This is a genomic window from Microbacterium sp. nov. GSS16 (genome assembly GCF_028198145.1).
GTDB lineage: Bacteria > Actinomycetota > Actinomycetes > Actinomycetales > Microbacteriaceae > Microbacterium.
This window is the reverse complement of sequence record NZ_CP116338.1, coordinates 360,181-383,028: the sequence shown is the minus strand read 5'-3', so window position 1 is coordinate 383,028 and position 22,848 is coordinate 360,181. Positions and strand designations below refer to the sequence as shown.

The 22,848-nt window shown below is 69.1% G+C and carries 20 protein-coding genes; 5 read left to right on the top strand and 15 right to left on the bottom strand.

The window, feature by feature from the left end; genetic code table 11:
• Nucleotides 1–38: 38 nt before the first annotated feature.
• The 12 genes from PGB26_RS01765 to PGB26_RS01710 all read right to left on the bottom strand — a co-directional run bounded on the left by PGB26_RS01765 (nucleotide 39) and on the right by PGB26_RS01710 (nucleotide 14,410).
• Nucleotides 39–704: a response regulator gene (locus PGB26_RS01765; protein ID WP_271638589.1), complete on the bottom strand. Its 666-nt coding sequence runs from the start codon at nucleotides 702–704 to the stop codon at nucleotides 39–41.
• Nucleotides 701–1,936 (bottom strand): sensor histidine kinase, encoded by a 1,236-nt coding sequence (locus PGB26_RS01760; RefSeq protein ID WP_271638588.1) that lies wholly within the window; start codon nucleotides 1,934–1,936, stop codon nucleotides 701–703. Before PGB26_RS01760 ends, PGB26_RS01765 begins: the two co-directional genes overlap by 4 nt.
• A gap of 50 nt (nucleotides 1,937–1,986) precedes the next feature.
• Nucleotides 1,987–2,832 (bottom strand): ABC transporter permease, encoded by an 846-nt coding sequence (locus tag PGB26_RS01755; RefSeq protein WP_271638587.1) that lies wholly within the window; start codon nucleotides 2,830–2,832, stop codon nucleotides 1,987–1,989.
• Nucleotides 2,829–3,596: an ABC transporter ATP-binding protein gene (locus tag PGB26_RS01750; protein WP_271638586.1), complete on the bottom strand. Its 768-nt coding sequence runs from the start codon at nucleotides 3,594–3,596 to the stop codon at nucleotides 2,829–2,831. The genes PGB26_RS01755 and PGB26_RS01750 overlap by 4 nt, the downstream gene beginning before the upstream one ends.
• 119 nt (nucleotides 3,597–3,715) lie before the next feature.
• Nucleotides 3,716–5,470, bottom strand: a complete 1,755-nt coding sequence (gene treZ / locus PGB26_RS01745) for a malto-oligosyltrehalose trehalohydrolase (RefSeq protein WP_271638585.1) — start codon at nucleotides 5,468–5,470, stop codon at nucleotides 3,716–3,718.
• On the bottom strand, nucleotides 5,470–7,818 hold the full coding sequence (gene treY, locus PGB26_RS01740) for a malto-oligosyltrehalose synthase (RefSeq protein ID WP_271638584.1): 2,349 nt from the start codon (nucleotides 7,816–7,818) through the stop codon (nucleotides 5,470–5,472). Before treY ends, treZ begins: the two co-directional genes overlap by 1 nt.
• A 1-nt stretch (nucleotide 7,819) precedes the next feature.
• Nucleotides 7,820–10,024, bottom strand: coding sequence for a glycogen debranching protein GlgX (gene glgX / locus PGB26_RS01735; protein ID WP_271638583.1), 2,205 nt, complete (start codon nucleotides 10,022–10,024; stop codon nucleotides 7,820–7,822).
• Nucleotides 10,021–10,377: a hypothetical protein gene (locus tag PGB26_RS01730; protein WP_271638582.1), complete on the bottom strand. Its 357-nt coding sequence runs from the start codon at nucleotides 10,375–10,377 to the stop codon at nucleotides 10,021–10,023. Before PGB26_RS01730 ends, glgX begins: the two co-directional genes overlap by 4 nt.
• Before the next feature lie 137 nt (nucleotides 10,378–10,514).
• Nucleotides 10,515–11,654 carry an FUSC family protein gene (locus PGB26_RS01725; protein ID WP_271638581.1) on the bottom strand — a complete coding sequence of 380 codons (1,140 nt, stop codon included), beginning with the start codon at nucleotides 11,652–11,654 and terminating at the stop codon, nucleotides 10,515–10,517.
• 15 nt (nucleotides 11,655–11,669) lie between these two features.
• Nucleotides 11,670–12,551, bottom strand: a complete 882-nt coding sequence (locus PGB26_RS01720; protein ID WP_271638580.1) for a manganese catalase family protein — start codon at nucleotides 12,549–12,551, stop codon at nucleotides 11,670–11,672.
• Between the two features lie 436 nt (nucleotides 12,552–12,987).
• Entirely contained in the window at nucleotides 12,988–13,890 is a 903-nt protein-coding gene (locus PGB26_RS01715; protein WP_271638579.1) for a sigma-70 family RNA polymerase sigma factor, read from the bottom strand.
• A gap of 61 nt (nucleotides 13,891–13,951) precedes the next feature.
• The gene (locus PGB26_RS01710; protein ID WP_271638578.1) at nucleotides 13,952–14,410 is read right to left on the bottom strand and encodes a carboxymuconolactone decarboxylase family protein; all 459 of its coding nucleotides are present in this window, start codon (nucleotides 14,408–14,410) and stop codon (nucleotides 13,952–13,954) included.
• Between the two features lie 141 nt (nucleotides 14,411–14,551).
• Here PGB26_RS01710 and thrC point away from each other — a divergent pair, with 141 nt between their 5' ends.
• The gene (thrC, locus tag PGB26_RS01705) at nucleotides 14,552–15,970 is read left to right on the top strand and encodes a threonine synthase (RefSeq protein WP_271639712.1); all 1,419 of its coding nucleotides are present in this window, start codon (nucleotides 14,552–14,554) and stop codon (nucleotides 15,968–15,970) included.
• On the opposite strand, the gene PGB26_RS01700 is transcribed toward thrC, so the two are convergent.
• The 3 genes from PGB26_RS01700 to PGB26_RS01690 all read right to left on the bottom strand — a co-directional run bounded on the left by PGB26_RS01700 (nucleotide 15,971) and on the right by PGB26_RS01690 (nucleotide 18,868).
• Complete coding sequence (locus tag PGB26_RS01700) at nucleotides 15,971–16,978, bottom strand: FUSC family protein (RefSeq protein ID WP_271638577.1); 1,008 nt, start codon at nucleotides 16,976–16,978, stop codon at nucleotides 15,971–15,973.
• A 163-nt stretch (nucleotides 16,979–17,141) separates the two neighbouring features.
• Nucleotides 17,142–17,978 (bottom strand): acyl-CoA thioester hydrolase/BAAT C-terminal domain-containing protein, encoded by an 837-nt coding sequence (locus tag PGB26_RS01695; RefSeq protein ID WP_271638576.1) that lies wholly within the window; start codon nucleotides 17,976–17,978, stop codon nucleotides 17,142–17,144.
• 122 nt (nucleotides 17,979–18,100) lie between these two features.
• A complete protein-coding gene (locus tag PGB26_RS01690; protein WP_271638575.1) occupies nucleotides 18,101–18,868 on the bottom strand; it encodes a siderophore-interacting protein in 768 nt (255 codons plus the stop codon).
• Nucleotides 18,869–18,953: 85 nt separating this feature from the next.
• Between PGB26_RS01690 and PGB26_RS01685 the strand changes: the two genes are divergently transcribed.
• Genes PGB26_RS01685 through PGB26_RS01670 form a run of 4 tightly spaced genes read left to right on the top strand, consistent with a single transcriptional unit; the run spans nucleotide 18,954 to nucleotide 22,802 of the window.
• Entirely contained in the window at nucleotides 18,954–19,946 is a 993-nt protein-coding gene (locus PGB26_RS01685; RefSeq protein WP_271638574.1) for a siderophore ABC transporter substrate-binding protein, read from the top strand.
• Nucleotides 19,947–19,997: 51 nt separating this feature from the next.
• Nucleotides 19,998–21,014 carry an ABC transporter permease gene (locus tag PGB26_RS01680; RefSeq protein WP_271638573.1) on the top strand — a complete coding sequence of 339 codons (1,017 nt, stop codon included), beginning with the start codon at nucleotides 19,998–20,000 and terminating at the stop codon, nucleotides 21,012–21,014.
• Nucleotides 21,015–21,018: 4 nt separating this feature from the next.
• Nucleotides 21,019–22,050: an iron chelate uptake ABC transporter family permease subunit gene (locus PGB26_RS01675; protein ID WP_271638572.1), complete on the top strand. Its 1,032-nt coding sequence runs from the start codon at nucleotides 21,019–21,021 to the stop codon at nucleotides 22,048–22,050.
• Entirely contained in the window at nucleotides 22,047–22,802 is a 756-nt protein-coding gene (locus PGB26_RS01670) for an iron ABC transporter ATP-binding protein (protein WP_271638571.1), read from the top strand. Before PGB26_RS01675 ends, PGB26_RS01670 begins: the two co-directional genes overlap by 4 nt.
• Nucleotides 22,803–22,848 lie beyond the last annotated feature (46 nt).

Sequence of the window (22,848 nt, the reverse complement as noted above, 5' to 3'; positions counted from 1 at the left end):
GTCTTGGGAAAGTGACCGCCGTGCGGTCGGTGCGCACCTCAGTGCCCGACCACACCCAGCTCGTACGCTCGGATCACCGCATCCACCCGGTTGCGCAGCTCGAGCTTCGCCAGCACCCGTCCGACATGCGCCTTCACGGTCGAGTCGCTCAGGTGAAGCGTCGCGCCGATCTCCCCGTTCGTGAGACCCTGGCCGATCAGCACGAAGATCTCCCGCTCCCTGGCGGTGAGATCTGCCAGCGCCTGTTCGGCGTCGCTGCTCTGCCGGCCACCCAGGTGCGGCGCCGCGGTGGCGATCAGGTGCGCGGTGATCCGCGGCGAGACCACGGCGTCGCCGGCGTGCACGGCCTCGATCGCGGCCACGAGCTGCTCGGGGCGGGTGTCCTTCAGCAGGAAGCCGGCGGCGCCAGCGCGCAGCGCGCCGAAGGCGTAGTCGTCGAGATCGTAGGTCGTGAGCACGAGAACGCGCGTGGCCGGACGTCGGGCGAGAACACGCCTGGTCGCCTCGATGCCGTTCATCCCCGGCATCCGCACGTCCATCAGGATCACGTCCGGCTGCAGCCGCTCGGTCGCCCCGACCGCACGTTCCCCGTCGTCGGCTTCACCGACGACGACGATGCCCGGCGTCGCGTCGAGCATGAGCCGGAAGCCGTATCGCACGAGCTCCTGGTCGTCGACGAGCAGCACGCGGATGTCGTCGCTCAACTCTGGTTCCCTTCGCTCGCGTCCCAATGCAGTCGGGCGGCGACCCGCCACCCGAGGCGCTGCGGACCCGCCTCGAGCGTGCCGTTGTACAGCGCCACTCTCTCCTGCATGCCGAGCAGCCCTCGGCCGACGGAGTCGCCATTCGCCGGCAGGGCGGGCCGGGATGCCGAGGTGTCCTGCACGACGATTGCGACGTCACCATCGAGCCATTCGACGTGCACTTCGACCGACTGGAGGTCGGTCGCGTGGCGGAGGGAGTTGGTGAGCGACTCCTGCACGATCCGGTACACCGTCAGGCCCAGCGCGGCATCGGCGGGTGGCCGCCCCGTGATGGTCAACCGCACCGGCAGGCCCGCGTCGGCGAACTCCTGCACGAGAGCCGGCAGCCTGCCCGCGTCGGGCTGCGGTGCGTGCTGCAGCTGCGTATCCGCTTCGCCCACGGCCACGTCGTCTCCGGCGCGCACCGTGCCGAGCAGCCGCCGCACCTCGCCGAGGGTTCGGCGCCCGGTCTCCGCGACGCGGGCGATGGCGTCCTTCGCCTGTTGCGGGTTCTCGTCGGCCGCCAGCCGCGCGCCGTCGGACACGGCGATCATCACGGTCAGGCTGTGGGCGATAACGTCGTGCATCTCCCTGGCGATGCGCTCCCGCTCGCGGGCACGCGCCGTCTCGGCCTGCTGATCGCGCTCTCGGGCGAGCTGCTCGGCACGATGCTGCAGTTCGCGCAACTGACGTCGACGGTGTCCGGCGTTGATGCCGAGCAGGGTCGCGATCAGCAGAAGCGCGGCGATCAGGCTGAAGAAGTTCAGCCAGTCCAGCAGCGAGTCGCGCGCCTCGACCGGCGGCTGCAGCCCGAGGATGTGCGGCAGTCGGGTGCCGCGCTGAGTGAGCGCGAGTGCAGCTGCGGCCGCGCACGCGAGCGCGGCCGCCAGCGCCGACCAGGCGACGCTCGCTCGGGCGCGCAGCCCCACCAGGTACATCGCGCCGATGGGAAGCATCCCCTCGGCCCCTGAGCCGATCGCGGCCGATACCAGCGCCAGCGCGAGCGCACCGGCGAACGCCGCACGAGGATGCCGGTGGCGCACGACCACCACCACTATCCCGCCGAGGGTGAGTGCGATGAGCGCCCCCAGCGGCGTGACGTACGGCGGCTCCAGCGAGAGCACCGCCATCGCGGCGGCCACCATGACGTACACGCCCAGCAGCACGGCATCCGCCATCCACAGACGGCGCAACCCGCGCGGCGCCTCGGAGGAGGCGCCGCGCGGGGCGGCCGGTGCGCTGTTCAGACGTCCCCCCGCCGTAGGCGCAGAAGACCGAGGAGCAGGAACGTGAGCGCCCACGCGGCGGCGATCGTCCAGCCGGCGCCCCAGCTGATGTATCCGTCGACGAGGTTCACGAACCCTCCCAGGCTCTCCGGGGCATTGCTCATGGCATCGCCCGCCTTCGACATCGTCAGCAGCTGCACGTTGCGCACCGTCTGCGACGCCGGCAGCGCCGACAGCACGATCGGCACGAGCAGAGTCAGGCTGATCGCGCCGGCGATGCTCGGCGCCACCGCACGCAGCAGAGCGCCGATACCCACCCCGAGGATAGCCGACAGGCCGAGGTAGACCGAGGCGCCGATGAGCGCCGGTAGCACGCCGGGGGCGGTGAGCGGCACGGCGAGCCCGAGTGCGTCGAAGAGCGGATAGCTCGACGCCCACGACCCGACTGTGGTGAGCATGCCCGCCCCTGTCGCCGCCGTGAACACCACGCACGCCTTCGCCAGCAGAACCGGGGTGCGAGTGGGGACGGCGGTCATGGTCGACTGGATCGACCCGCTCGCGTACTCGCCGCTGATCGTCAGCACCCCGAGCACCACGGCGATGACATGACCGAACAGCACGGTGCCGACCGTGACCTGGTCGAGCATGAAGCCCGTCGAGGGCTGATCGGGAACGCCCGCATCTGCCATCGTCACAGCGAGCGCCAGGCTGACTCCCACGCCGAGCACGGCGATCGACGCGAGCATCGCTCGGTTCGAGCGCAGGCTCACGAGCTTGATGCACTCCGAGCGGAGCACACCCGAGAAGCTCAGTCCGGCGCGGGAGAGAATGAAGGTCGTGCGCTTGTGATCGATGGCGGTCATCGGACGACTCCTTCGGTCGAGGTCGAGGTCGAGGTCGAGGTCGATGGCGGGGCGGAGCGGTACTCCACGTCGCCGGCGGTGAGGGCGAGATAGGCGTCTTCCAGCGAGCCGGCCGAGCCGATGACGTCGTCGAGGGTGCCGTCCGCGAGGATGCGACCGCGGCCGATCACGATCAGCCGATCAGCCGTCTGCGACATCTCGCTCATCAGGTGCGACGACAGCAGCACCGTGCGGCCCTCTGCCGCGAGCGTGCGCATCAGGGTGCGCACCCACCGCACGCCTTCAGGGTCGAGACCGTTGACCGGCTCGTCGAGGATGACGGTGCCGGGGTCGCCGAGCAGCGCCGCAGCGATGCCGAGCCGCTGGCCCATGCCGAGCGAGAACCCGCCCACCCGCTTGCCGGCGACGGACTCCAGGCCGGCGAGCTCGAGCATCTCGCGCACCCGTGAGGCGCCGATGCCGTGCGTCGCCGCGATGCCGCGCAGGTGCTGGTAGGCCGTTCGGCCACGGTTCGCCGCCTTCGCGTCGAGCAGCACGCCCACCTCGTGCAGCGGTGCCGGGTGACGGGCGTAGGAGCGACCGTTCACGCGCACCGACCCCGAGGTCGCACGATCGAGGCCGACGATCATTCGCATCGTGGTCGACTTGCCGGCCCCGTTCGGGCCGAGGAATCCGGTCACCTGACCGGGTTCGACGGTGAAGTCGATGCTATCGACGGCGGTTCTGGAGCCGTAGCGCTTGACGAGCGCTTCGGCGGAGATCACTGGTTTGCCTTTCGCATGTCATCGACAGTACGAATGGCGCTCCCTCCCTCACATCGGACGTGAGTGCACCCTTTCTGCTCGACCGGTACCTGGGTACCGGTCGCCCAGCGAAGGTGCGCTCAACGCTGGATGATCGCCGCCGACTCCGCGAGCAGAGTCGTGCGCTCTGCGGTCGATGCGGTCTCTCGCGTCGCGAGCAGGACCTCGCCCGCGACGTCGAACGCGACATCGTCGGAGGTCAGATTGATCAGGATGCTCAGCCCGCCGCGGTCGATGCGGAAAGCACGCCGCTGCGGCTCGTCGCTCGGCACGACGAGATGCACCGACGGCTCCCGGATGCCGGGCTCGGTCAGCTCCGGGAGCTCCCGTCGCAGCGCCGCGAGCCGACGGTAGAGATCGAGCAGACGCCCATGGTGGGCGATCGCGAGCTCATCCCAGTCGAGGTGGGATCGCTCGAAGGTCTCCGGATCCTGCGGATCGGGGACCACCGCGGCATCCCACCCCATCCGGGCGAACTCGGCGATGCGCCCCTCGGCCGTCGCGCGGCCGAGCTCGGGCTCGGGATGCGAGGTGAAGAACTGCCACGGCGTGGATGCCCCCCATTCCTCACCCATGAACAGCATCGGCGTGCCGGGCGCGGTGAGCGTCAGCACGGCGGCCACGGCGAGGCGGTCGTCGGACAGGGTCTGGCTGAGCCGGTCGCCGGTGGCGCGGTTGCCGATCTGGTCGTGATCCTGCGCGAAGGTGACCAGCCGCCAGGCGGCCATCTCGTGGGGGATGGGTGAACCGTGCACCCGGTCGCGGAACGACGAGAACGTGCCGTCGTGGAAGAAGCCGCCGTCGGTGACCTTCTCGATGGCATCCGGCGCGGCGAAGTCGGCGTAGTAGCCCGACGTCTCGCCGGTGAGCGCGACGTGCACCGCGTGGTGCCAGTCATCCGACCACTGCGCGGTGAGCCCGTACCCGCCGGCCTCGCGCGGCAGGATCAGCGTCGGATCGTTCAGGTCCGACTCGGCGATGAGGGTGAGCGGCCTGCCCTCATGAGCCGACAGCGCGTCGACGCGCTCGGCCAGCTCCTTCAGGATGTGCACCCGGCTGTCATCGTGCAGCGCGTGAACGGCATCCAGCCGCAGGCCGTCGACGTGCCGGTCGCGCAGCCACATCAGCGCGTTCTCGATGATGTACTCGCGCACGGCGGTCTGGTCGAGGTCGATCGAATCGCCCCAGGTGTTGCGGCTGCCCTCGCGCAGGTAGGGCCCGAACTCGGGCAGATAGTTGCCGCTCGGTCCGAGGTGGTTGTAGACGACGTCCTGGATCACGGCGAGACCGCGCGCATGCGCCGCGTCGACGAAGCGCTGATACCCGCGCGGGCCACCGTACCCCTCGTGCACCGCGTACCAGAGCACGCCGTCGTATCCCCAGTTCCACTGTCCGTTGAACGCGTTCACCGGCAGCAGCTCGACGTGCGTGACGCCGAGGTCGACGAGGTGGTCGAGCCGTTCGATCGCCGCGTCGAACGTGCCTGCCGGGGTGAAGGTGCCCACGTGCAGCTCGTAGATGAGACCGCCGGCGAGCTGGCGACCCGTCCACGCCCGGTCGGTCCAGGTGAAGGCCGTCTCATCGAACACCGCCGACGCGGCGTGCACGCCGTCGGGCTGACGTCGCGAGCGCGGATCCGGCCGCAGCTGATCGCCGTCGTCGATCACGAAGCCGTAGCGCTCGCCGTCGGCGAGCTCGCCGTCGATGCCCCACCAGCCGCCGACTCCCGCCGTCATCTCCCGCTCGTCGAGCGTCGAGCCGTCGTCGCCGACCCGCCGCAGCCGCACGCGCCTCGCGCGCGGTGCCCACACCTGGATCTGCGCACCGGATGTCATCACCGCACCTCCCGCAGCAGCGCGACCGGATAGTGCTCGAGCAGCTCGGCCAGGCGCACGGGACCGCCGCCGAAGCGCCGCCCCGTCAGCACGTCGACCGACGGCATCTCCGACCGCATCAGCGTCGTCTCGCCCCACCCGCCGCGACGCTCCAGCCCGACGGGCAGACGCGTCGCGACCACGGTCAGTCCGCCCCGGTCGACCGCGACGGCGTGCGCGGCGGCAGCGCCGGCTACCGTCTCGGGGCGGTACGCGGTGAACAGCTCGGGGTGATCGCGCCGCAGCCGCAGCGCGCGCGAGGTCAGCAGCAGCTTCGCCGCCCCCGAGTCGTCGATCGCCGGAAGGTCGCCCCCGGCGACGGCGGCGTCGAGCTCCGCCAGCAAGCGCTCGCGCTCGGCGAAGTCCACCGGACGACGGTTGTCGGGGTCGACGAGCGACAGATCCCACAGCTCGGTGCCCTGGTACACGTCCGGCACACCGGGACCGGTGAGCTGCAGCGCCTTCGCCGACAGCGAGTTCGACCGCCCGTAGTCGATGATCTCGGCCACGAACTTCTCGAGCGTGGGCTTCGCGGCGCCGCCTGCGGCATCGGCGATCGCCTCGAGGCCCTTCTCGAAGTCGGCATCCGGATGCTGCCACGTCGTCGACTCCGACGCCTCTCGCGCTGCCTTCTGGGCGTACGCGAGCAGCCGCTCCGACGAGATCGGCCAGGCGCCCACGGCCGCCTGCCACAGCATGCTGTCGAGCGGGCCGTGCCCCGTCGACGCGATGCCGCGCAGCTCGTCGAGCACCTCGCCCCAGCGCTCGGGCATCTCGGCTAGCACGGCGAGGCGGGCGCGCACGTCTTCCGATCGCTTCGTGTCGTGCGTCGACAGGGTCGTCATCGAGCACGGCCAGGCGGCGAGGCGACGCTGCTGGGCGGTGTGGAACTGCGGGATGCTGAGCGATGCGACCGACGGGTCGCCGCCGACCTCGGTCAGCGTGCCTAGTCGGGTGTACCGGTAGAACGCGGTGTCCTCCACGCCCTTCGCCATGATCGCGCCCGACGTCTGCTGGAAGCGCCGGGCGACGGGCAGACCCGGGTCGGCGAGAAGCGGCTCGAGCTCGGCTATCGCGGATGCCAGGTCGGGGCGGCGACGGGTGGCCTCCTCCACCGCATGCCGGAGGTGCTCGCATCCGGCCGGCAGGTAGGAGCGGTAGACGGGGAAGCAGGCGAGCAGCTCGGCGAGGGCATCCCCCGCCCGCACGATGCCGAAGGGCAGGTCGTGCACCAGCCGGCGCACCTCGGACTGCAGCAGCCCGTCGGCCATCGCCCGCTTGGTGTCGTGGATGAGATCGTGCCAGTCCTGCGCGTCGGGAAGACCGCTCTCTGCCCGCAGCCTGGCATCGAGAGCGGTGAGCTCGTCGACTCCGGCCGGGTCGATCAGCACCCGGTCGATCTCGCCGAGGGCGTCGTACCCGGTGGTGCCGTCGGTGCGCCACCACGGCGGCAGCTCCTCGCCGTGCTCGAGGATCTTCTCGATCAGCGTGTACGCGCCGCCGGTGGCATCCGCGAGCCGCTCGAGGTACCCCTCCGGGTCGTCGAGACCGTCGGGATGATCGACCCGGATGCCGTCGGCGAGACCCTCGCGGATCCAGCGCACGATCTCCTCGTGCGACCGGGCGAAGACGTCGGGGAGTTCGACGCGCAGAGCCGCGAGCTCCGAGACGGCGAAGAACCGCCGGTAGTTCAGCTCATCGTTCTGGTCCTGCCAGTGCCGCAGCTCGTAGTGCTGCGCGTCGAGCAGCGCCCTGAGGTCGTCGCGCAGCCCTGCCGTGCCCGGCGCCAGCGGGAGGACGTGCTCGAAGTAGGTGAGCGTGCCGTCGGGGGCATCCGCGACCGCAGTCGTGTCGACCACGATCTCGCCCCGCTCCAGAACCTCGGCCGGTGTCCCGCCGAGGATCGGCAGACGCACCTTCTCGCGCCCGCGCTCCCAGTCGATGTCGAACGCGATCGCGTGCGCCGAGCCGCGTCCGAGGCGCAGCACGTCCCACCACCACGGGTTCTGCCGCGGTGCGGCCACCCCGACGTGGTTCGGCACGATGTCGACCAGGATGCCGAGCCCGTCCGCCCTCGCCGCCGCCGAGAAGGCGGCGAGCCCTGCCGCACCGCCTCGCGATTCGTCGATGCGCGAGTGGTCCACCACGTCGTAGCCGTGGTCGGACCCGTCGGTCGCCGCCAGCAGCGGAGACAGGTATGCCCAGTCCGCACCCAGCCGGTGCAGGTAGCCGGTCAGCTTCGCAGCCTCCTCGAGCGGGAAGCGCGAGGTGATCTGCAGCCGGTAGGTGGAATCGGGGCGACTGGTCATCTCACACCTCGGGCTTCGGGGCCGGGGAACGGGTAGCGGCGTTCTCGATGTGCATCCGCAGCGACGCCTCGACGGAGTCGTCGGTCGGCTCGTCGTCGCCGTCGACCTCTCGCAGCACGAGCATCGATCCGGCCTCGAGCTGCACGTTCGCCGCGGCGCCCAGCGGATCGGCGTGGATGAGCCTGCCCGACGTGTCGACCGCGGCTTCCCAGATGGCGCCGTGCCTGGCATCCGGAAGCACGACGTCGACCGGCTCGTCGCCGCTGTTGAAGTACACCAGGAAGTTCACGTCGTCCACGGGCCGGCCCTGTCGGTCCTTCTCGCGGATGCCGCGGCCGTTGAGGAACATGCCGATCGACAGCCCGAAGCCCGACTCCCAGTCCTCCGGCTGCATCGTGCGCCCGTCCGGGCGCAGCCACTCAATGTCGGGCACCGGCGAGCCCTCTTCGGTGCGCACCGGCTTGCCGTCGAAGAACCGGCTGCGCCGGAACGTCGGGTGCAGAGCGCGCAGCCGGGTGAGCGCCGCGGTGAACTCGATGAGCGGCAGATCGGCTGCCTCCCAATCGATCCACGTGATCTCGTTGTCCTGCGCGTAGCCGTTGTTGTTGCCGTCCTGAGTGCGACCCAGTTCGTCGCCGTGGGAAATCATCGGCACGCCCTGAGACAGCAGCAGCGTCGCCAGCATGTTGCGCTGACGCATCGCGCGGCGGCGGTTCACGTCGGGATCGTCGGTGTGCCCCTCCACGCCCAGGTTGTCGGAGCGGTTGTGCGATTCGCCGTCGTTGTTGTCTTCGCCGTTGGCCTCGTTGTGCTTCTCGGCGTAGCTGACCAGATCGCGCAGCGTGAAGCCGTCGTGGGCGGTGATGAAGTTGACGGATGCCACGGGTCGGCGCCCCGAGTGCTCGTAGAGGTCGGCGGATCCGGTCAGGCGCGAGGCGAACTCGCCCAGCGCCTGCGGCTCGCCGCGCCAGAAGTCGCGGACCGTGTCACGGTACTTGCCGTTCCACTCCGACCACTGCGGCGGGAAGTTGCCCACCTGGTAGCCCCCGGGGCCGATGTCCCACGGCTCGGCGATCAGCTTGACCTGCGACACCACCGGGTCCTGCTGCACCAGCTCGAAGAAGGTCGCCAGACGGTCGACGTCGTAGAACTCCCTCGCGAGGGTCGAGGCGAGATCGAACCGGAACCCGTCGACGTGCATCTCGGTGACCCAGTACCGCAGCGAGTCCATGATCAGCTGCAGCGCGTGCGGGTTGCCGACGTTGAGGCTGTTGCCCGTGCCCGTGTAATCGGTGTAGTACCGGCGATCCTCTTCCAGACGGTAGTAGGCCTCGTTGTCGATGCCGCGCATCGACAGGGTGGGCCCGAGGTGATTGCCCTCGGCGGTGTGGTTGTAGACCACATCGAGGATGACCTCGATGCCCGCGGCGTGCAGCGCGCGCACCATCGCCTTGAACTCCTGCACCTGCTGGCCGTGCTCGCCGCTCGACGAGTAGGTGTTCTGCGGTGCGAAGAACGACAGGGTGTTGTAGCCCCAGTAGTTCGACAGCCCCTTGTCCTGCAGGGTGCTGTCGTTCACGAACTGATGCACCGGCATGAGCTCGATCGCGGTCACGCCGAGGCGCGTGAGGTGGTCGATGATGGCCGGGTGGGCGACGCCGGCGTAGGTGCCGCGCAGCTCTTCCGGCACGTCGGGGTGGCGGATGCTGAGCCCCTTGACATGCGCCTCGTAGATGACCGTCTGCGCGTAAGGGGTCTTCGGCAGGCGGTCGCCGCCCCATTCGAAGAACGGATTGATCACGACGCTCTTCGGCGTGCTGGCCGCCGAGTCGTCTTCGTTGTGCGAGTCCGGGTCGCCGAAGTCGTAGGAGAACGGCGCCTGACCCCACTCGACCTGACCGGCGACGGCCTTCGCGTACGGGTCGAGCAGCAGTTTGCTGGGGTTGAACCGCTTGCCGTTCGCCGGGTCGTACGGCCCGTGCACGCGGTAGCCGTACAGCTGACCGGGCTGCACCGAGGGCAGGTACCCGTGCCACACGTACGCGTCCACCTCGACGAGGTCGACACGCGTCTCTTCGCCGTCATCGTCGAACAGGCACAGCTCGACCCGCTCGGCGCGCTCGCTGAACAGCGCGAAGTTCGTGCCCTGACCGTCGAAGGTCGCGCCGAGAGGATGGGCGGACCCCGGCCACACGTCGACGGTCATGCCGCCGAGCGCCCGTGGTCGTGCGAGCCGCGGGAGTGCAGTGCGGCTTCGCGCACGCGGCGCACAGCCTGCTCGAAGTCGAAGACCTGCGCCACTTCGATCGCCTTCGGGTAGGGGTGACCCGAATAGCAGATGAACAGGGGCGGAATCACCTCGACGTAGCCGACGGGGCCATCGTCGAAAACCTCGTAGCGATCGATGTCGACGAGCTCGTACGCGGGCTCGGACGGAGCCGGCGTCTCGGCGGCCACCGCCGGCTCGGTCGCTGCCGCCGGCTCGGCGGCTTGCGACGGCGTGGTGGGCTCGGCGGGCTGAGGGATCGCCCGTCCGGTGGATCTGGTTGCGGCAGACATGAGGACTCCTGTCTCGACTGCCTTCCGGCGAAGCGCCTCGAGGTCATTGCTGTCGAGGCGAACCTACGGCGGTGACGGCTGCGACGCTACGGGGTTGTCACATGGCGGAGTTCGGGGTAACAGAGCGGCTCCCGCCACTAGGAGGTCTGGCTGTCGTCGTTCTCGCGGTCGGGCTCCGGCTCCGATTCCGGCTCCGGCTCCGGCTCCGGCTCGAGCATGCCGAGGATGCGCTGCAGATGCATCGCGCTGAGCACGCCGGGGCCCGCAACGGCATCCGTTTCGACCGACCGCGTGTGCACGGCGCGCAGCAGGGCATCGACCTCTTCCGATGCCCTGGCGTGCAGCTGCGCGACGTCCTCCTGCGCACCGCCGAGAAGTTCGGCGACCGCCTGACAGGCGGCGGCGAGGGGATCGACCAGTTCGGGATCGAGGGGGAACGCCGAAGGGCGGTCGCGGATCGTGTCGCTGAGACAGCCCGAGACATCGCGGATCTGATGCGCCACCTCGACGAGCACCTCCAGTCGGGCGTGCTCGTCGCTCGTGTCCGCCCGACCGTGCCACGCGCGCGGGTTGCCGCGCCGGCTCTCGTCGGCCTCGGCCAGCGCATCGCGCAACGAGCGGCTGGTCTCCGCCAGCGCTCCGGCATCCTCCATCCATCCCGCGCGCTCCGGAGGCCACGTCTCGGTCAGCGCGGCGGCGATATCGTCGAGATGGGCCGCCAGCCGCTGCTGGAAGGCATCGATGCGGGCGGCTGCGTCCGAGACCAGTGGCGCCGGCGGGATGATCGCGTTCACCAGAAGCCCGACGACCACGCCCACGGCGGTCTGGGTGACGTAGCCGAAGGAGTAGTCCTCGGCATCCGCTCCGCCGATGATCAGCACGAACAGCGCCGCCATCGGGATGTACTCCCGTCCGGCGCCGAACCAGCCCGTGCCCGACACGATCACGCCTACGCCCACCACCGCGGCGATCGACCACACGCTCGGCCCGACGGTCATCAGCACCAGCGTGGCCAGTGCGATGCCCGCCCCCAGGCCGAGGAGCGTCTGCAGGCCGGTCTTCGCCGACGACATCAGCGTCGGGTACATGCTGATCAGCGCGCCGAACGGTGCGTAGTAGGGGTACTCGTCCGCGACGCCGGGCATGTGCGGCGCGATGGTCCATGCGATGCCGACCGCGAGGGCGGTCTTCGCCGCGAAGAGCAGGCGGGCGCGGCTGACCGCGCCGCGCGCCGCCGTTCCGATGCCTGCGCCTCGCAGGCGGATCGGTCTTCTCATTCGCACTCTTCTCGATCACTCCATATGGGTCGCGTCCTGGGCCGCCCCGGCGACCTTCTCGACGATGTTCGGTATGTCGGTCGTGCCGTACAGCCTGGCATCAGGACGCGTGTGCGGGGGCATCGGCGCGCTGGTCGTCGGCCCTTCGTGGTAGCTGAACTCGCCCTTGCCGTCGGGAGCGGGGCCCGATGCCCAGCTGCCTTCGGACGCTGCCGAGCCGTCGCTGAAGTTCAGGTACTGATACGACACCTCGGTGTGCTCCTTCGACTGCGGGAAGTTGCTCGGCACCGGCAGCTCCTCGGCGCCCTCGGCCTTGAGCTCTGCGACCGCGGCCTCCCACTGGTTCTGGTGCATCGTGTCGCGGGCGAGCAGGAAGGCGAGCATGTCGCGCACTCCGTGGTCATCGGTCGTGTGGTACAGCCGCGCGACCTGCAGACGGCCCTGCATCTCGGCATTGGCATTCGAGGTGAAATCGGCCAGCAGATTGCCGCTCGCGGTGACGTACGCGCCCGACCAGGGATTGCCGTTGCTGTCGACCGGCCGGGCTCCGGCACCCGCCACGATCGCGTGCTGCACATCAGTGCCGCCGACGATCGCGGCGACCGTCGGATCGTCCTGCACCGCGTCCTCCGTGATGCCGAGCGGCGACTTCTCGAGCAGCTGCGCGATCATCACCGCGAGCATCTCGACGTGGCCCATCTCCTCGGCGCCGATGCCGAACACCAGGTCACGGTATTTGCCCGGGATGTGCATGTTCCAGGCCTGGAATTGATATTGCATCGCCACAGTTATCTCGCCGTACTGACCGCCGAGGACCTCCTGCAGCTTTCTGGCGTACACCGCATCGGGGGCGTCGGGGGTCGCGGAGAACTGCAGCTCCTGCTTGTGGAAGAACATCGTGTCGTCCTCTGTCTCGTGGGGAATGAACGGTCCACCTAACGCCTCGAGCCGGGTTCCGGGGAGGGGGTTTCGCGGGAGAGGTGCGCCTGCGACAATCGCGATCGGACCAGGCCGGAGACCTACGGCGGAACCAGCTCAGAGGTCAAGCCCCCTGTCTCGCCTTCGACGCGCTCGAGCGGGCTCTCGAGTGCGTTACGACATGCCCCTGCGCGGAGGGATGGGCAACGCGGGCGGCGGGCCTGCCGACCTGCTCACGCGCACCTTCGACGCACCCCTCCTCTCCTCGGCACAGGACTTCCCGAAGACCACTGGCATTCCAGCGACGAGAGCGTCGATCTGCGGATGCTGCAGCGCGGCGCCGCGTCGATCGGTCACCTGTGGCGGGAGCTGGCCGAGGTTCTGTCGGCACGCCGCTGAGCTCTGTCGGTGGGACTCAGATCGACTGCAGCGGGAAGACTCGAGTGAGCTTGTGCGGGTTGGACACCTGCCGGATGCCCCGGATCCGGCCCTCCTTGTCGAACTCGAGGGTCAGCACGTCGGTGCGACCACTGTGGGTGAGCGCGAGGGCGGACTCGCCGTTGACCTCGATGGGGCTGATCGAGAACGGCAGTTCCGGCGCGAACTTCGCCGTCTTCTCCCGAACACCGACGTAGAAGCGATGCACCTTCTCGGCGCCGAAGATGGGATTGCGGGTCGCGGCGACGACACCTCCGCCGTCCGTCCACAGGATCGCCTCGTCGGTCAGCAGATCGAGCAGGGTGTCGAGGTCGCCGTGCTGCACGGCTGACAGCAGCGCGCTGAGCGCCGCAGGGTCGGCTGCCCGTGGTGCAGGGGAGTGCTCGTCGATCTGCAGCCGCCGCTCCGCCCGCGAGATCAGCTGCCGCACCGCCGCCGACGACTTCTCGAGGATCTCGCCGATCTCGCCCGCGGTCATGCCGTACGCGCGATGAAGGACGACGGCGGCGCGCGCCTCGGGCGAGAGCTGCTCGGCGAGGTGCAGCAGAGTCAGCGACAGCAGCTCGCGATCGGCCACCGCATCCTCCGGCAGCCGATCGGTCGACACGGGCTCCGGCAGCCAGTGACCGGCGTACTCCTCGCGCACGGCGACCAGCGATCGCACCCTGTCGATCGACCGGCGCACGCACGTCGTCGTCAGCCACGCAGGCCACGACCGCACCGCGCCGGCATCCGTCCGCTCCGCCTTCAGCGCCTCGATCGCGACCTCCGAGACGACGTCCTCCGCGTGGCCGAAATCGCCGAGCATCCGGTACGCGATGCCGAGAAGCCGGCCGCGCTCTGCGTCCCAGGCCAGCGCGGCGGGGGTGGCGACGGTCACGTCGCTCACGCTACCGTCCCTCGCGCCGGGTCGCTGCCGTGCTCGCCGACTGCTGCCGTGCTCACACGATCGGGTGCTTGTCGTCGACCGGCGGCGCCATCTCGGTCGCGATCGCGATGCGGTTCCACACGTTGATGGTGCAGATCGCCATCACGATCGCGCCGAGCTGCGCATCGTCGAAGTGCGCGGCCGCGGCATCCCAGATCTCGTCGGTCACCGTGTCGGGGCCGAGCTCGGTGATCGCGTCGGTCAGCGCGAGAGCGGCGAGCTCCTTCGGCTCGAAGAGGTTGCGGGCGTGCTGCCAGGCGCCGACCGCGTGCATGGTCCGCTGCGGGATGCCGTGCTTCGCGCCGGCCGTCGCATGCATGTCGACGCAGAACCCGCAGCCGTTCAGGATCGAGGCGCGCAGCTTGATCAGTTCGTACAGACGCTTCTCGACCGCCCTGCTCGAGTACGCCTCCATCCCGATCACGGCGGCGTAGCCGAGCTTGTTCGTGCGAGCCATGTCGATCCTGGTCATGATGATCCTCTCTGCGGGGCATCCGATCGATGCCTTCACCTCTGTGTCGGGAGCGGCGGCCGATGTGTGACAGGCGTCATCCGGCCTCGCCGTCGTGGCGATCCTGCGAGAATGGAGACCCCGACGACCCGAGGAGCCCTCGTGCTGTACATCTCCACCCGCGGCGGCATGCAGCCGCAGCCGTTCAGTGAGACGCTGCTCGAGGGGCTCGCGCCCGACGGCGGGCTGGCGGTGCCCGAGCAGCTGCCGCAGGTCGACGCCGAGACGCTCGAGCGCTGGCGCGCCCTCACCTACCCGCAGCTCGCGACCGAGGTGCTTTCGCTGTTCGCGACCGACATCCCCCGCGAAGACCTCGCGCGCATGACGGCGGCGGCCTACGCCGGCTTCCCGGATGCGGTCGTGCCGCTGCGCTCGATCGGCGGCGGTCTCACGATCGTCGGCCTCTCCGAGGGACCGACGCTGGCGTTCAAGGACATGGCGATGCAGTTCCTCGGCCAGGTGCTCGAGTACGTGCTCGAGAAGAAGGACCGTGTGCTGAACATCGTCGGTGCGACCTCGGGCGACACCGGTTCGGCGGCAGAGCACGCCCTGCGCGGCAAGGAGCGCGTGTCGGTGTTCATGCTCTCGCCCCAGGGGCGGATGAGCTCGTTCCAGCGAGCTCAGATGTATTCGCTGCAGGACGAGAATGTGCACAACATCGCGGTCGACGGGGTCTTCGACGACTGCCAGAACCTCGTGAAGAAGCTCGCAGGCGACCTCGAGTTCAAGCGGGCGCAGAACCTCGGCGCCGTCAACTCGATCAACCTCGGTCGCATCGCGGCCCAGGTCGTCTACTACTTCTGGGCGTGGCTTCGGGTGACGGATGCCGTCGAACCCGAGTTCCGTTCCGGCTTCGAGGTGTCGTTCACGGTGCCGTCGGGCAACTTCGGCAACATCCTCTCCGGCTTCTTCGCCAAGGGCATGGGCGTGCCGATCCGCCGCCTGGTGCTCGCGGCGAACGAGAACAACGTGCTCGACGAGTTCTTCCGCACCGGCGTCTACCGTCCGCGCTCGGCTGCCGACACGCACGCCACGTCGAGCCCGTCGATGGACATCTCGAAGGCGTCGAACCTGGAACGGTTCATCTTCGACCTCGTCGGCCGCGACGCGGCTCGGGTCGTCGCGGCGTGGGATGCCCTCGACGCCGTCGGCGCGATCGACTTCTCGGCCGAGCGGGAGCGCTTCGAGGGCGAGTTCGGCATCGTCAGCGGCACGTCGACGCACGCCGATCGGCTCGCCACGATCCGCTCGGTGTACGACGAGACCGGCGACATCATCGACCCGCACACCGCCGACGGCGTGAAGGTCGCTCGTGAATACGTCGAAGCCGAGGTGCCCATGCTCGTGCTCGAGACGGCGAAACCCGAGAAGTTCGCCGAGACGATCACTGAGGCGATCGGCGTCGAGCTGGACTTCTCGCCCGAGCTGCGCGAGATGATGGCCGCTCCGCAGCGGGTGACCGAGATGGCCGACGACGAGCAGTCGCTGCGGGCGTACGTCGCGGAGCACGCGCTGCGCTGATCAGTCGCGCGGCTGTTCGCGAGGGTGCAGCAGCCCCGAGACCGCGCCGAGGGCAGCGCCGGCCAGCGTGTCGACCACGCGCTCCATCGCGATCGACATGTCGCCCGTGCTTCCCGTCGCGGCGCCGAGAAGAAGAAGCACCAGCGGGGTGATGAGCGTCAGCGCGAGCGCGTAGTGGCGCACGACGACCAGCTCGATCGAGAACTGCAGCACACCCAGCAGCGCCGCCAGCCACAGTCCGCTCGGGTGCAACAGTGCGAGCAGCGCATAGACGCCGGCTCCGGCGACGGTTCCCAGCATCCGGTGCAGCGCGCGCTGCATCGCCGCGCGCCTGCTCGACGCTATGCCGATCACAGCGACAGCCGCGCCGACGATCCAGTATGCACGCGCAGGGTCGAGGAAGAGACTCACGATCACGCCGAGCACGCTCACGAGCACGACGCGCAGCACCAGCATCCGGGCATCCGCATCCCACGACGGGCCGGGGAAGAGGTCGCGCAGCGGACGGGGCTGACGGGCGCGGACCCGCGCCAGCAGCAGCGGCGACACGGCGACCAGGTACGAGAACGCGCATCCCGCGCTGATCGCGGCGATGTATCCGAGGGGCGTGATCGGAGCCGAGCGCACCACCGTGGCCGACAGGCCGAAGACGAGCACAAAGAACAGCGGGCCCGGCGGGCCCAGCCGGTATCCGAAGGCGAGAGCTGCGCTCGCGATCGCCACGAGCACCAGACCGATGCCGATCATCAGGGGAGCATGTGCGGCAGCGACGCCGAGCGCCGCGCAGACGATGAGCCCGGCCGCCACGAAGGGCAGCATGACGGCTCGCTCCACGACCGGCAGCGCTCCCACGAACAGCACCGTGAATGCTCCGGACGCGGCGATGTATCCGAACATCGGTTGCCCCAGCAGCGTCATCACGGCGATAGGCACCACGAGACCGAGGGCCGCCTGCAGTCCGAGCTGCCAGCGTGGGCCACGCGACGGACCGAAGGCGAACAGACTCACCGGTCCATTCTTCCAGGGCGAGCCTGGGCGCAACTGCCGTTCAGGCCGGTGGGTTGTGCATGATCTCGATCCGGATGCCATTGGCCTCTTCCACGAAACCGGCAGGAGCGATTCCAGGCATCCCTCCTGCGTTTCGTGAGATCTCCTGCGTTTCGCGCAGCGCTCAGACCGAGCGCGGGTCGAGAACCCGGAGGATCTCCGGCCATGCCCGCTCGCCGAGCTCGGCATCGGCGTGCGGCGTCCCACCGCGGGCCATCCGCGTTCCGCCGGTCGCGGGCTCCTCGCCGGGCAGCAGCAGCCGGTGTCCGGCATCCGGATGCGAGACGAGCGAGGTGACGAGCCCCGCGACCCTCCTCGCAGCGACTATCTGCTGCGCGAAGCGGCCGGATGGCCAGACCAAGTCATCTTTTCCGACGATCAGCAGCACCTCACCGCCGATCCTCTCGACGGGGATGCGGGCTGCCGCCGCTTTCTCGGGGGAGCGCTGCATGCTCGATTCGTACAGCTCTCGGAACACGGGCGGGTCGCCGTCCGGAATCCAGTCGTGATCGAAGGGCACGTACGGCAGCGGGTCACCGGCGAGTGTCCAGTGCGACGACCAGGCGCCGTCGTGTGCACCCGCCCACACGACCGAGGTCGGAGCTGCGGCGATCACGGCGTCGACCGAGCAGAGTGTCGCCGTCACCAGCGCCGCCTCTGCGCCGAAGGACGTTCCGAACACGATCACGCGGTCGCAGTCCCGGCGCAGAATGCCTATCTGCTCGATGAACAGCTCGATCGGCACCTCATGTGGAGTTGGCCGCTGATCCTCCCCGCCGAACCAACGCATCGCGCGCACTCGCGCGCCGTGCGTCGCCAGCAACTCGGCCCGACCAGTCTCGACGCGACCACTGGAGCCGGCGAGCAGCAGCACACCCGTGCCGCTCGGCTCAGCCGGGTGCGCGTCGAAGCGATCGGCTACGGCGAGCACGGGCTGCACCAGAGAAGTCCGCGCAGGCATGCGTTCAGTCTGTCGCATGCGTTGCGACCTCAGCGGATGCCCGAGACTTGCGCTCCAGCACGAGACTCACGTGCAGAGCATCGGTCTCCTGCTGGAAACCAAGTCTCGCGCAAGATGGAGCGTCAGTGCGGGGCGTGGTGCTCCGCCTCGTCGCGCTTCCAGTAGCCCTTCACGACGGCCTTCGACACGTCGACGCCCCAGCGGGCGAGCAGCGCGCGGCCGGGCTTGACGATCTGCTGCTCGGCGGCGATGAAGACGAAGGGGTCGGCGCCCACGGCATCCGCCTCGCCGAGAGAGTCGAGGAAGGCGATCAGCGATGAGCTCGCCGGCGCGTTGCCGCGATGCAGCCACTCGACGGCGACCGGCGCGTCGATCTCGACCTGGTCGGCATCCGAGACGACCTCGACGACGATGCGTGCCGGCGCGTCCGCAGAGATCATGGCGGCGAATCGCCGGATCGCCGGAATGGCCGTCTCGTCGCCGACGAGAAGCCACGATCCGGGCGTACCGGTCAGCACCGCTGATCCGCGCGGGCCGCCGACGCCGATGAACGAGCCGACGGGAGCGGATGCCGCCCACCGGGTCCCTACGCCCTCGCCCCCGTGCACGGCGAATTCGACGTCGAGCCAGTCCTCACCCCACGCGAGCGGGGTGTACTCGCGGCTCGGCGAGGCGCGCAGCTCGTCAACCGATTCGGTCGGTTCGGATGCGAAGAACAGGCGCATGTGGTCGTCGGCGCCGAGCGACGTGAAGCCGGCGAGCTCGGCTCCGGTCAGGCGGACACGCACGTAGCTCGGCGCGAGCCACTCGCGTGCGGCGAGAGTCGCCGCGCGGAAGCGCAGATCGAGGCCCTGCCGTTCGATCGAGAAACCGGATTTCACATCGCTCATAAAGTAAGGCTAACCTAAGTCGCGAGGAGGACGGACTCGCTTCCGCGCATCTCGCGCACTTTCCCCGCAGAACAGGAGACTCTCCATGTCCATGCCCCGAATCCTCGGCGTGACCGCCCTCGGTCTCATCGGCGTCCTCGCCCTCACCGGCTGCGCCACCCAGCCTGCCGCCGAAGCCGAGAAGGCCACCCCGAAGGCCACGACCGTCACCGTCGAGGACAACAACGGCACGCACAAGATCTCCACCCCGCCGAAGTCGGTCGTCGCCACCGACAACCGCACGTTCCAGACCCTCAGCGACTGGGGCATCGAGCTCAGCGCCGGAGCTGTCGCCCTCATGCCCACGACCGTCGACTACAAGACCGATAAGGACATCATCGATCTCGGCAACCACAACGAGCCCGACCTCGAGTCGGTCGTCGCCGTCGAGCCCGACCTGATCATCAACGGCCAGCGCTTCACCCAGCACCACGACAAGCTTGCGAGCCTCGTGCCGGACGCGACGATCCTCGAGCTCGACCCGCGCGAGGGTGAGCCCTTCGAAGACGAGCTCAAGCGCCAGGTCACCGTGCTCGGCGAGGTGTTCGGCAAGCAGAAGGAGGCCAAGAAGCTCGTTGACGACTTCGACGCCGCGGTCGCCCGTGCCAAGGACGCCTACGACGACGCGGACAAGGTCATGGCCGTCACCACCTCCGGTGGCGAGATCGGCTACATCGCCCCTCAGGTCGGGCGCACGCTCGGACCGATCTTCGACATCCTCGGCCTCACCCCCGCGCTCGAGGTCGAGGGCGCCACTGACGATCACCAGGGCGACGACATCTCGGTCGAGGCCATCGCCGAGTCGAACCCCGACTGGATCCTCGTCATGGACCGCGACGCCGTGTTCGCCGACCAGGAGCCCAACTACAAGCAGGCCGCCGAGATCCTCGAGAGCTCCGAGGCGCTGGCATCCGTCACCGCCGTCAAGGGCGACCAGATCGTCTACATGCCCACCGACACCTACCTCAACGAGAGCATCCAGACCTACACCGAGTTCCTCAACGACTTCGCCGACGCGCTCGAGAAGTCCGAGAAGTGACACCGGCGCGGTGGCATCCGGCAGGTTCCGGATGCCACCGCGCACCGCATCATGACACGCAACGTCCCTACCACTGAGCCCCGCCCCGCCCCTGCCGCGAGGGCGGGCGCGGCGACCCGCGGACGCCTCTTCGACGGCAAGCTGCTGATCGGCATTCTCGTCGTCGCCGCCCTTCTCGTCGCCTCGCTGTTCACCGGCGTCTACGACATCGCGGGCGCCGCCGACGGCGCCGAGATGTTCCAGATCACCCGCATCCCTCGCACCGTCGCGCTCGTGCTCGCCGGCGCCTCGATGGCCATGGCGGGACTGGTCATGCAGCTGCTGACGCAGAACCGCTTCGTCGAGCCGACCACCACGGGCACCACCGAATGGGCCGGGCTCGGCCTGCTGACGGTCATGGTGGTGGTGCCGCAGCCTTCCCTGCCGCTGCGCATGGCCGGCGCTGTCGTGGCCGCGTTCATCGGCACGATGATCTTCTTCCTCTTCCTCAAGCGGGTGTCGCTGCGCTCGTCGCTGATCGTGCCGATCGTGGGCATCATGCTCGGCGCGGTCGTCGGGGCCGTGTCGACCTACCTCGCCCTCGCCACGAACACGCTGCAGAGCCTCGGCGTCTGGTTCGCGGGCAGCTTCACCTCGGTGCTGCGAGGTCAGTACGAGATGCTCTGGATCGTGGCCGTCGTCGGCGTGATCGTGTTCGTCGTCGCGGACAGGCTCACCGTCGCGGGACTGGGGGAGGAGATCGCCACCAACGTCGGACTCGACTATGACCGCATCATGCTGCTCGGCACGGCCCTCATCGCCGTGGTCACCGGCGTGGTCACCGTCGTCGTGGGAAATCTGCCGTTCCTCGGCCTGATCGTGCCCAACATCGTCTCGATGATGCGCGGCGACGACCTGCGCAGCAATCTGCCGTGGGTGTGCCTGCTCGGCATCGGCATCGTCACGCTCTGCGATCTGATCGGCCGCACGATCGTGATGCCGTTCGAGGTGCCGGTCTCGCTCATCCTCGGCATCGTCGGCGCGGTCGTGTTCGTGCTCCTCCTGCTCAGGCAGCGTCGTCGTGCTTAGGCGGGTGGCTGAGACGGTCCCGCCCGTCGCGTCGCGCCGGACGTCGGGTCTGTTCCCGGATGCCGCGAGCCGGCGTCGCTATGCGATCGCGCTCACGATCCTGATCGTGCTCTCTCTCGCGTTCGGTCTGGGCCTGCTCGCCTGGGAGAACCCGATGCCCTTCGGCACCCCAGGCTTCTGGCGCATCGCCGAGCTGCGGTTCACGAACGTGCTCGTCATGATCATCGTCGCGGTGTGCCAGGCGGTCGCGACCGTCAGCTTCCAGACCGTGGCGACGAACCGCATCGTCACGCCCTCGATCCTCGGGTTCGAGTCGCTGTACCGCGCGGTGCAGACATCATCGGTGTACCTGTTCGGCATCGCCGGGCTCGTCGCCATGCAGGGGCTGCTGCAGTTCGGCATCCAGATCGCCGTCATGGTCGCCCTGGCGATGCTGCTCTACGGCTGGCTGCTCACCGGGCGCTACGCCAACCTGCAGATCATGCTGCTCATCGGCATCGTGATCGGCGGGGGTCTCGGTGCGATCGCGACCTTCATGCAGCGGCTGCTGACCCCGAGCGAGTTCGACGTGCTCGCCGCGCGCCTGTTCGGCAACATCTCGAACGCCGATCCGTCGTACCTGCCCGTCGCCGTGCCGCTGTGCGTCACGGCATCCGCTCTGCTGTGGATGCGCGCCCGGCGCCTCAACGTGATGGCGCTGGGCGCCGACACCGCCAACGCCCTCGGCGTGAACCACCGGCGCGAGCTGATGGTTACGCTCTTCCTCGTCGCCGTGCTGATGGCGACCTCGACGGCGCTGGTCGGGCCGATGACCTTCCTCGGCTTCCTCGTCGCGACACTCGCCTACCAGTTCGCCGGCTCCGACGATCACCGCCTCGTGTTCCCGGTCGCCGTGCTGACGGCCTTCACGATCCTGTCGGGCGCGTACTTCGTGATGCGCAACGTCTTCTATGCGCAGGGCGTCGTCTCGATCATCATCGAGCTCGTCGGCGGCGTCGTGTTCCTCATCGTCATCCTCCGGAAGGGCCGCCTGTGATCACCATCTCGGATGTGCGTCGTCACTACTCGAGCGAGGTCGCGATCGGCCCCGTCGACCTCGTCATCCCCGAGGGCGGCATCACCGCCCTCATCGGACCGAACGGCGCCGGCAAGTCGACGCTGCTCACCATGGTCGGACGGCTGATGGGGATGGATGCCGGATCCATCGAGATCGCCGGCTTCGACGTGGCATTGACGAAGTCGGCCGACCTCGCAAAGGTCGTGTCCATCCTGCGGCAGGAGAACCACTTCGTCACCCGGCTGACGGTGCGTCAGCTGGTGGGCTTCGGTCGCTTCCCGCACTCGAAGGGGCGACTGACCCGCGCCGATGAAGAGATCATCAGCCGCTCGATCGACTTCCTCGACCTCGGCCTGCTCGAGCACCGCTACCTCGACGAGCTGTCCGGCGGGCAGCGCCAGCGTGCGTATGTGGCGATGGTGCTCGCTCAGGACACCGACGTCGTGCTGCTCGACGAGCCGCTGAACAACCTCGACATGAAGCATACGGTCACCATGATGGCGCAGCTGCGCCGCGCGGCCGACGAGCTGCGGCGCACGATCGTGATCGTGCTGCACGACATCAACTTCGCCGGTCACTACGCCGACCGCATCTGCGCGATGAAGGACGGCCAGGTCGTCGAGTTCGGCACCCCGGCGGAGATCATGACCGGCGAGGTGCTCACCCGCGTGTTCGAGACTCCGGTGCAGGTGATCGACGGCCCGCACGGGCCACTGGCCGTGTACTACTGAGCGGGCTGTTCCTGCCCCTGGGCACCGCGAGACTTCCGTTCCAGCA

Bases quoted from the DNA above. Each gene is read 5' to 3' on its own strand.
- treY (WP_271638584.1), bottom strand. From the start codon at position 7,818: ATGACCAGTCGCCCCGATTCCACCTACCGGCTGCAGATCACCTCGCGC.
- PGB26_RS01755 (WP_271638587.1), bottom strand. From the start codon at position 2,832: ATGACCGCCATCGATCACAAGCGCACGACCTTCATTCTCTCCCGCGCC.
- glgX (WP_271638583.1), bottom strand. From the start codon at position 10,024: ATGACCGTCGACGTGTGGCCGGGGTCCGCCCATCCTCTCGGCGCGACC.
- PGB26_RS01680 (WP_271638573.1), top strand. From the start codon at position 19,998: ATGACACGCAACGTCCCTACCACTGAGCCCCGCCCCGCCCCTGCCGCG.
- PGB26_RS01690 (WP_271638575.1), bottom strand. From the start codon at position 18,868: ATGAGCGATGTGAAATCCGGTTTCTCGATCGAACGGCAGGGCCTCGAT.
- PGB26_RS01730 (WP_271638582.1), bottom strand. From the start codon at position 10,377: ATGTCTGCCGCAACCAGATCCACCGGACGGGCGATCCCTCAGCCCGCC.
- treZ (WP_271638585.1), bottom strand. From the start codon at position 5,470: ATGACATCCGGTGCGCAGATCCAGGTGTGGGCACCGCGCGCGAGGCGC.
- PGB26_RS01695 (WP_271638576.1), bottom strand. From the start codon at position 17,978: ATGCCTGCGCGGACTTCTCTGGTGCAGCCCGTGCTCGCCGTAGCCGAT.
- PGB26_RS01685 (WP_271638574.1), top strand. From the start codon at position 18,954: ATGTCCATGCCCCGAATCCTCGGCGTGACCGCCCTCGGTCTCATCGGC.
- PGB26_RS01710 (WP_271638578.1), bottom strand. From the start codon at position 14,410: ATGACCAGGATCGACATGGCTCGCACGAACAAGCTCGGCTACGCCGCC.
- PGB26_RS01725 (WP_271638581.1), bottom strand. From the start codon at position 11,654: ATGAGAAGACCGATCCGCCTGCGAGGCGCAGGCATCGGAACGGCGGCG.
- PGB26_RS01720 (WP_271638580.1), bottom strand. From the start codon at position 12,551: ATGTTCTTCCACAAGCAGGAGCTGCAGTTCTCCGCGACCCCCGACGCC.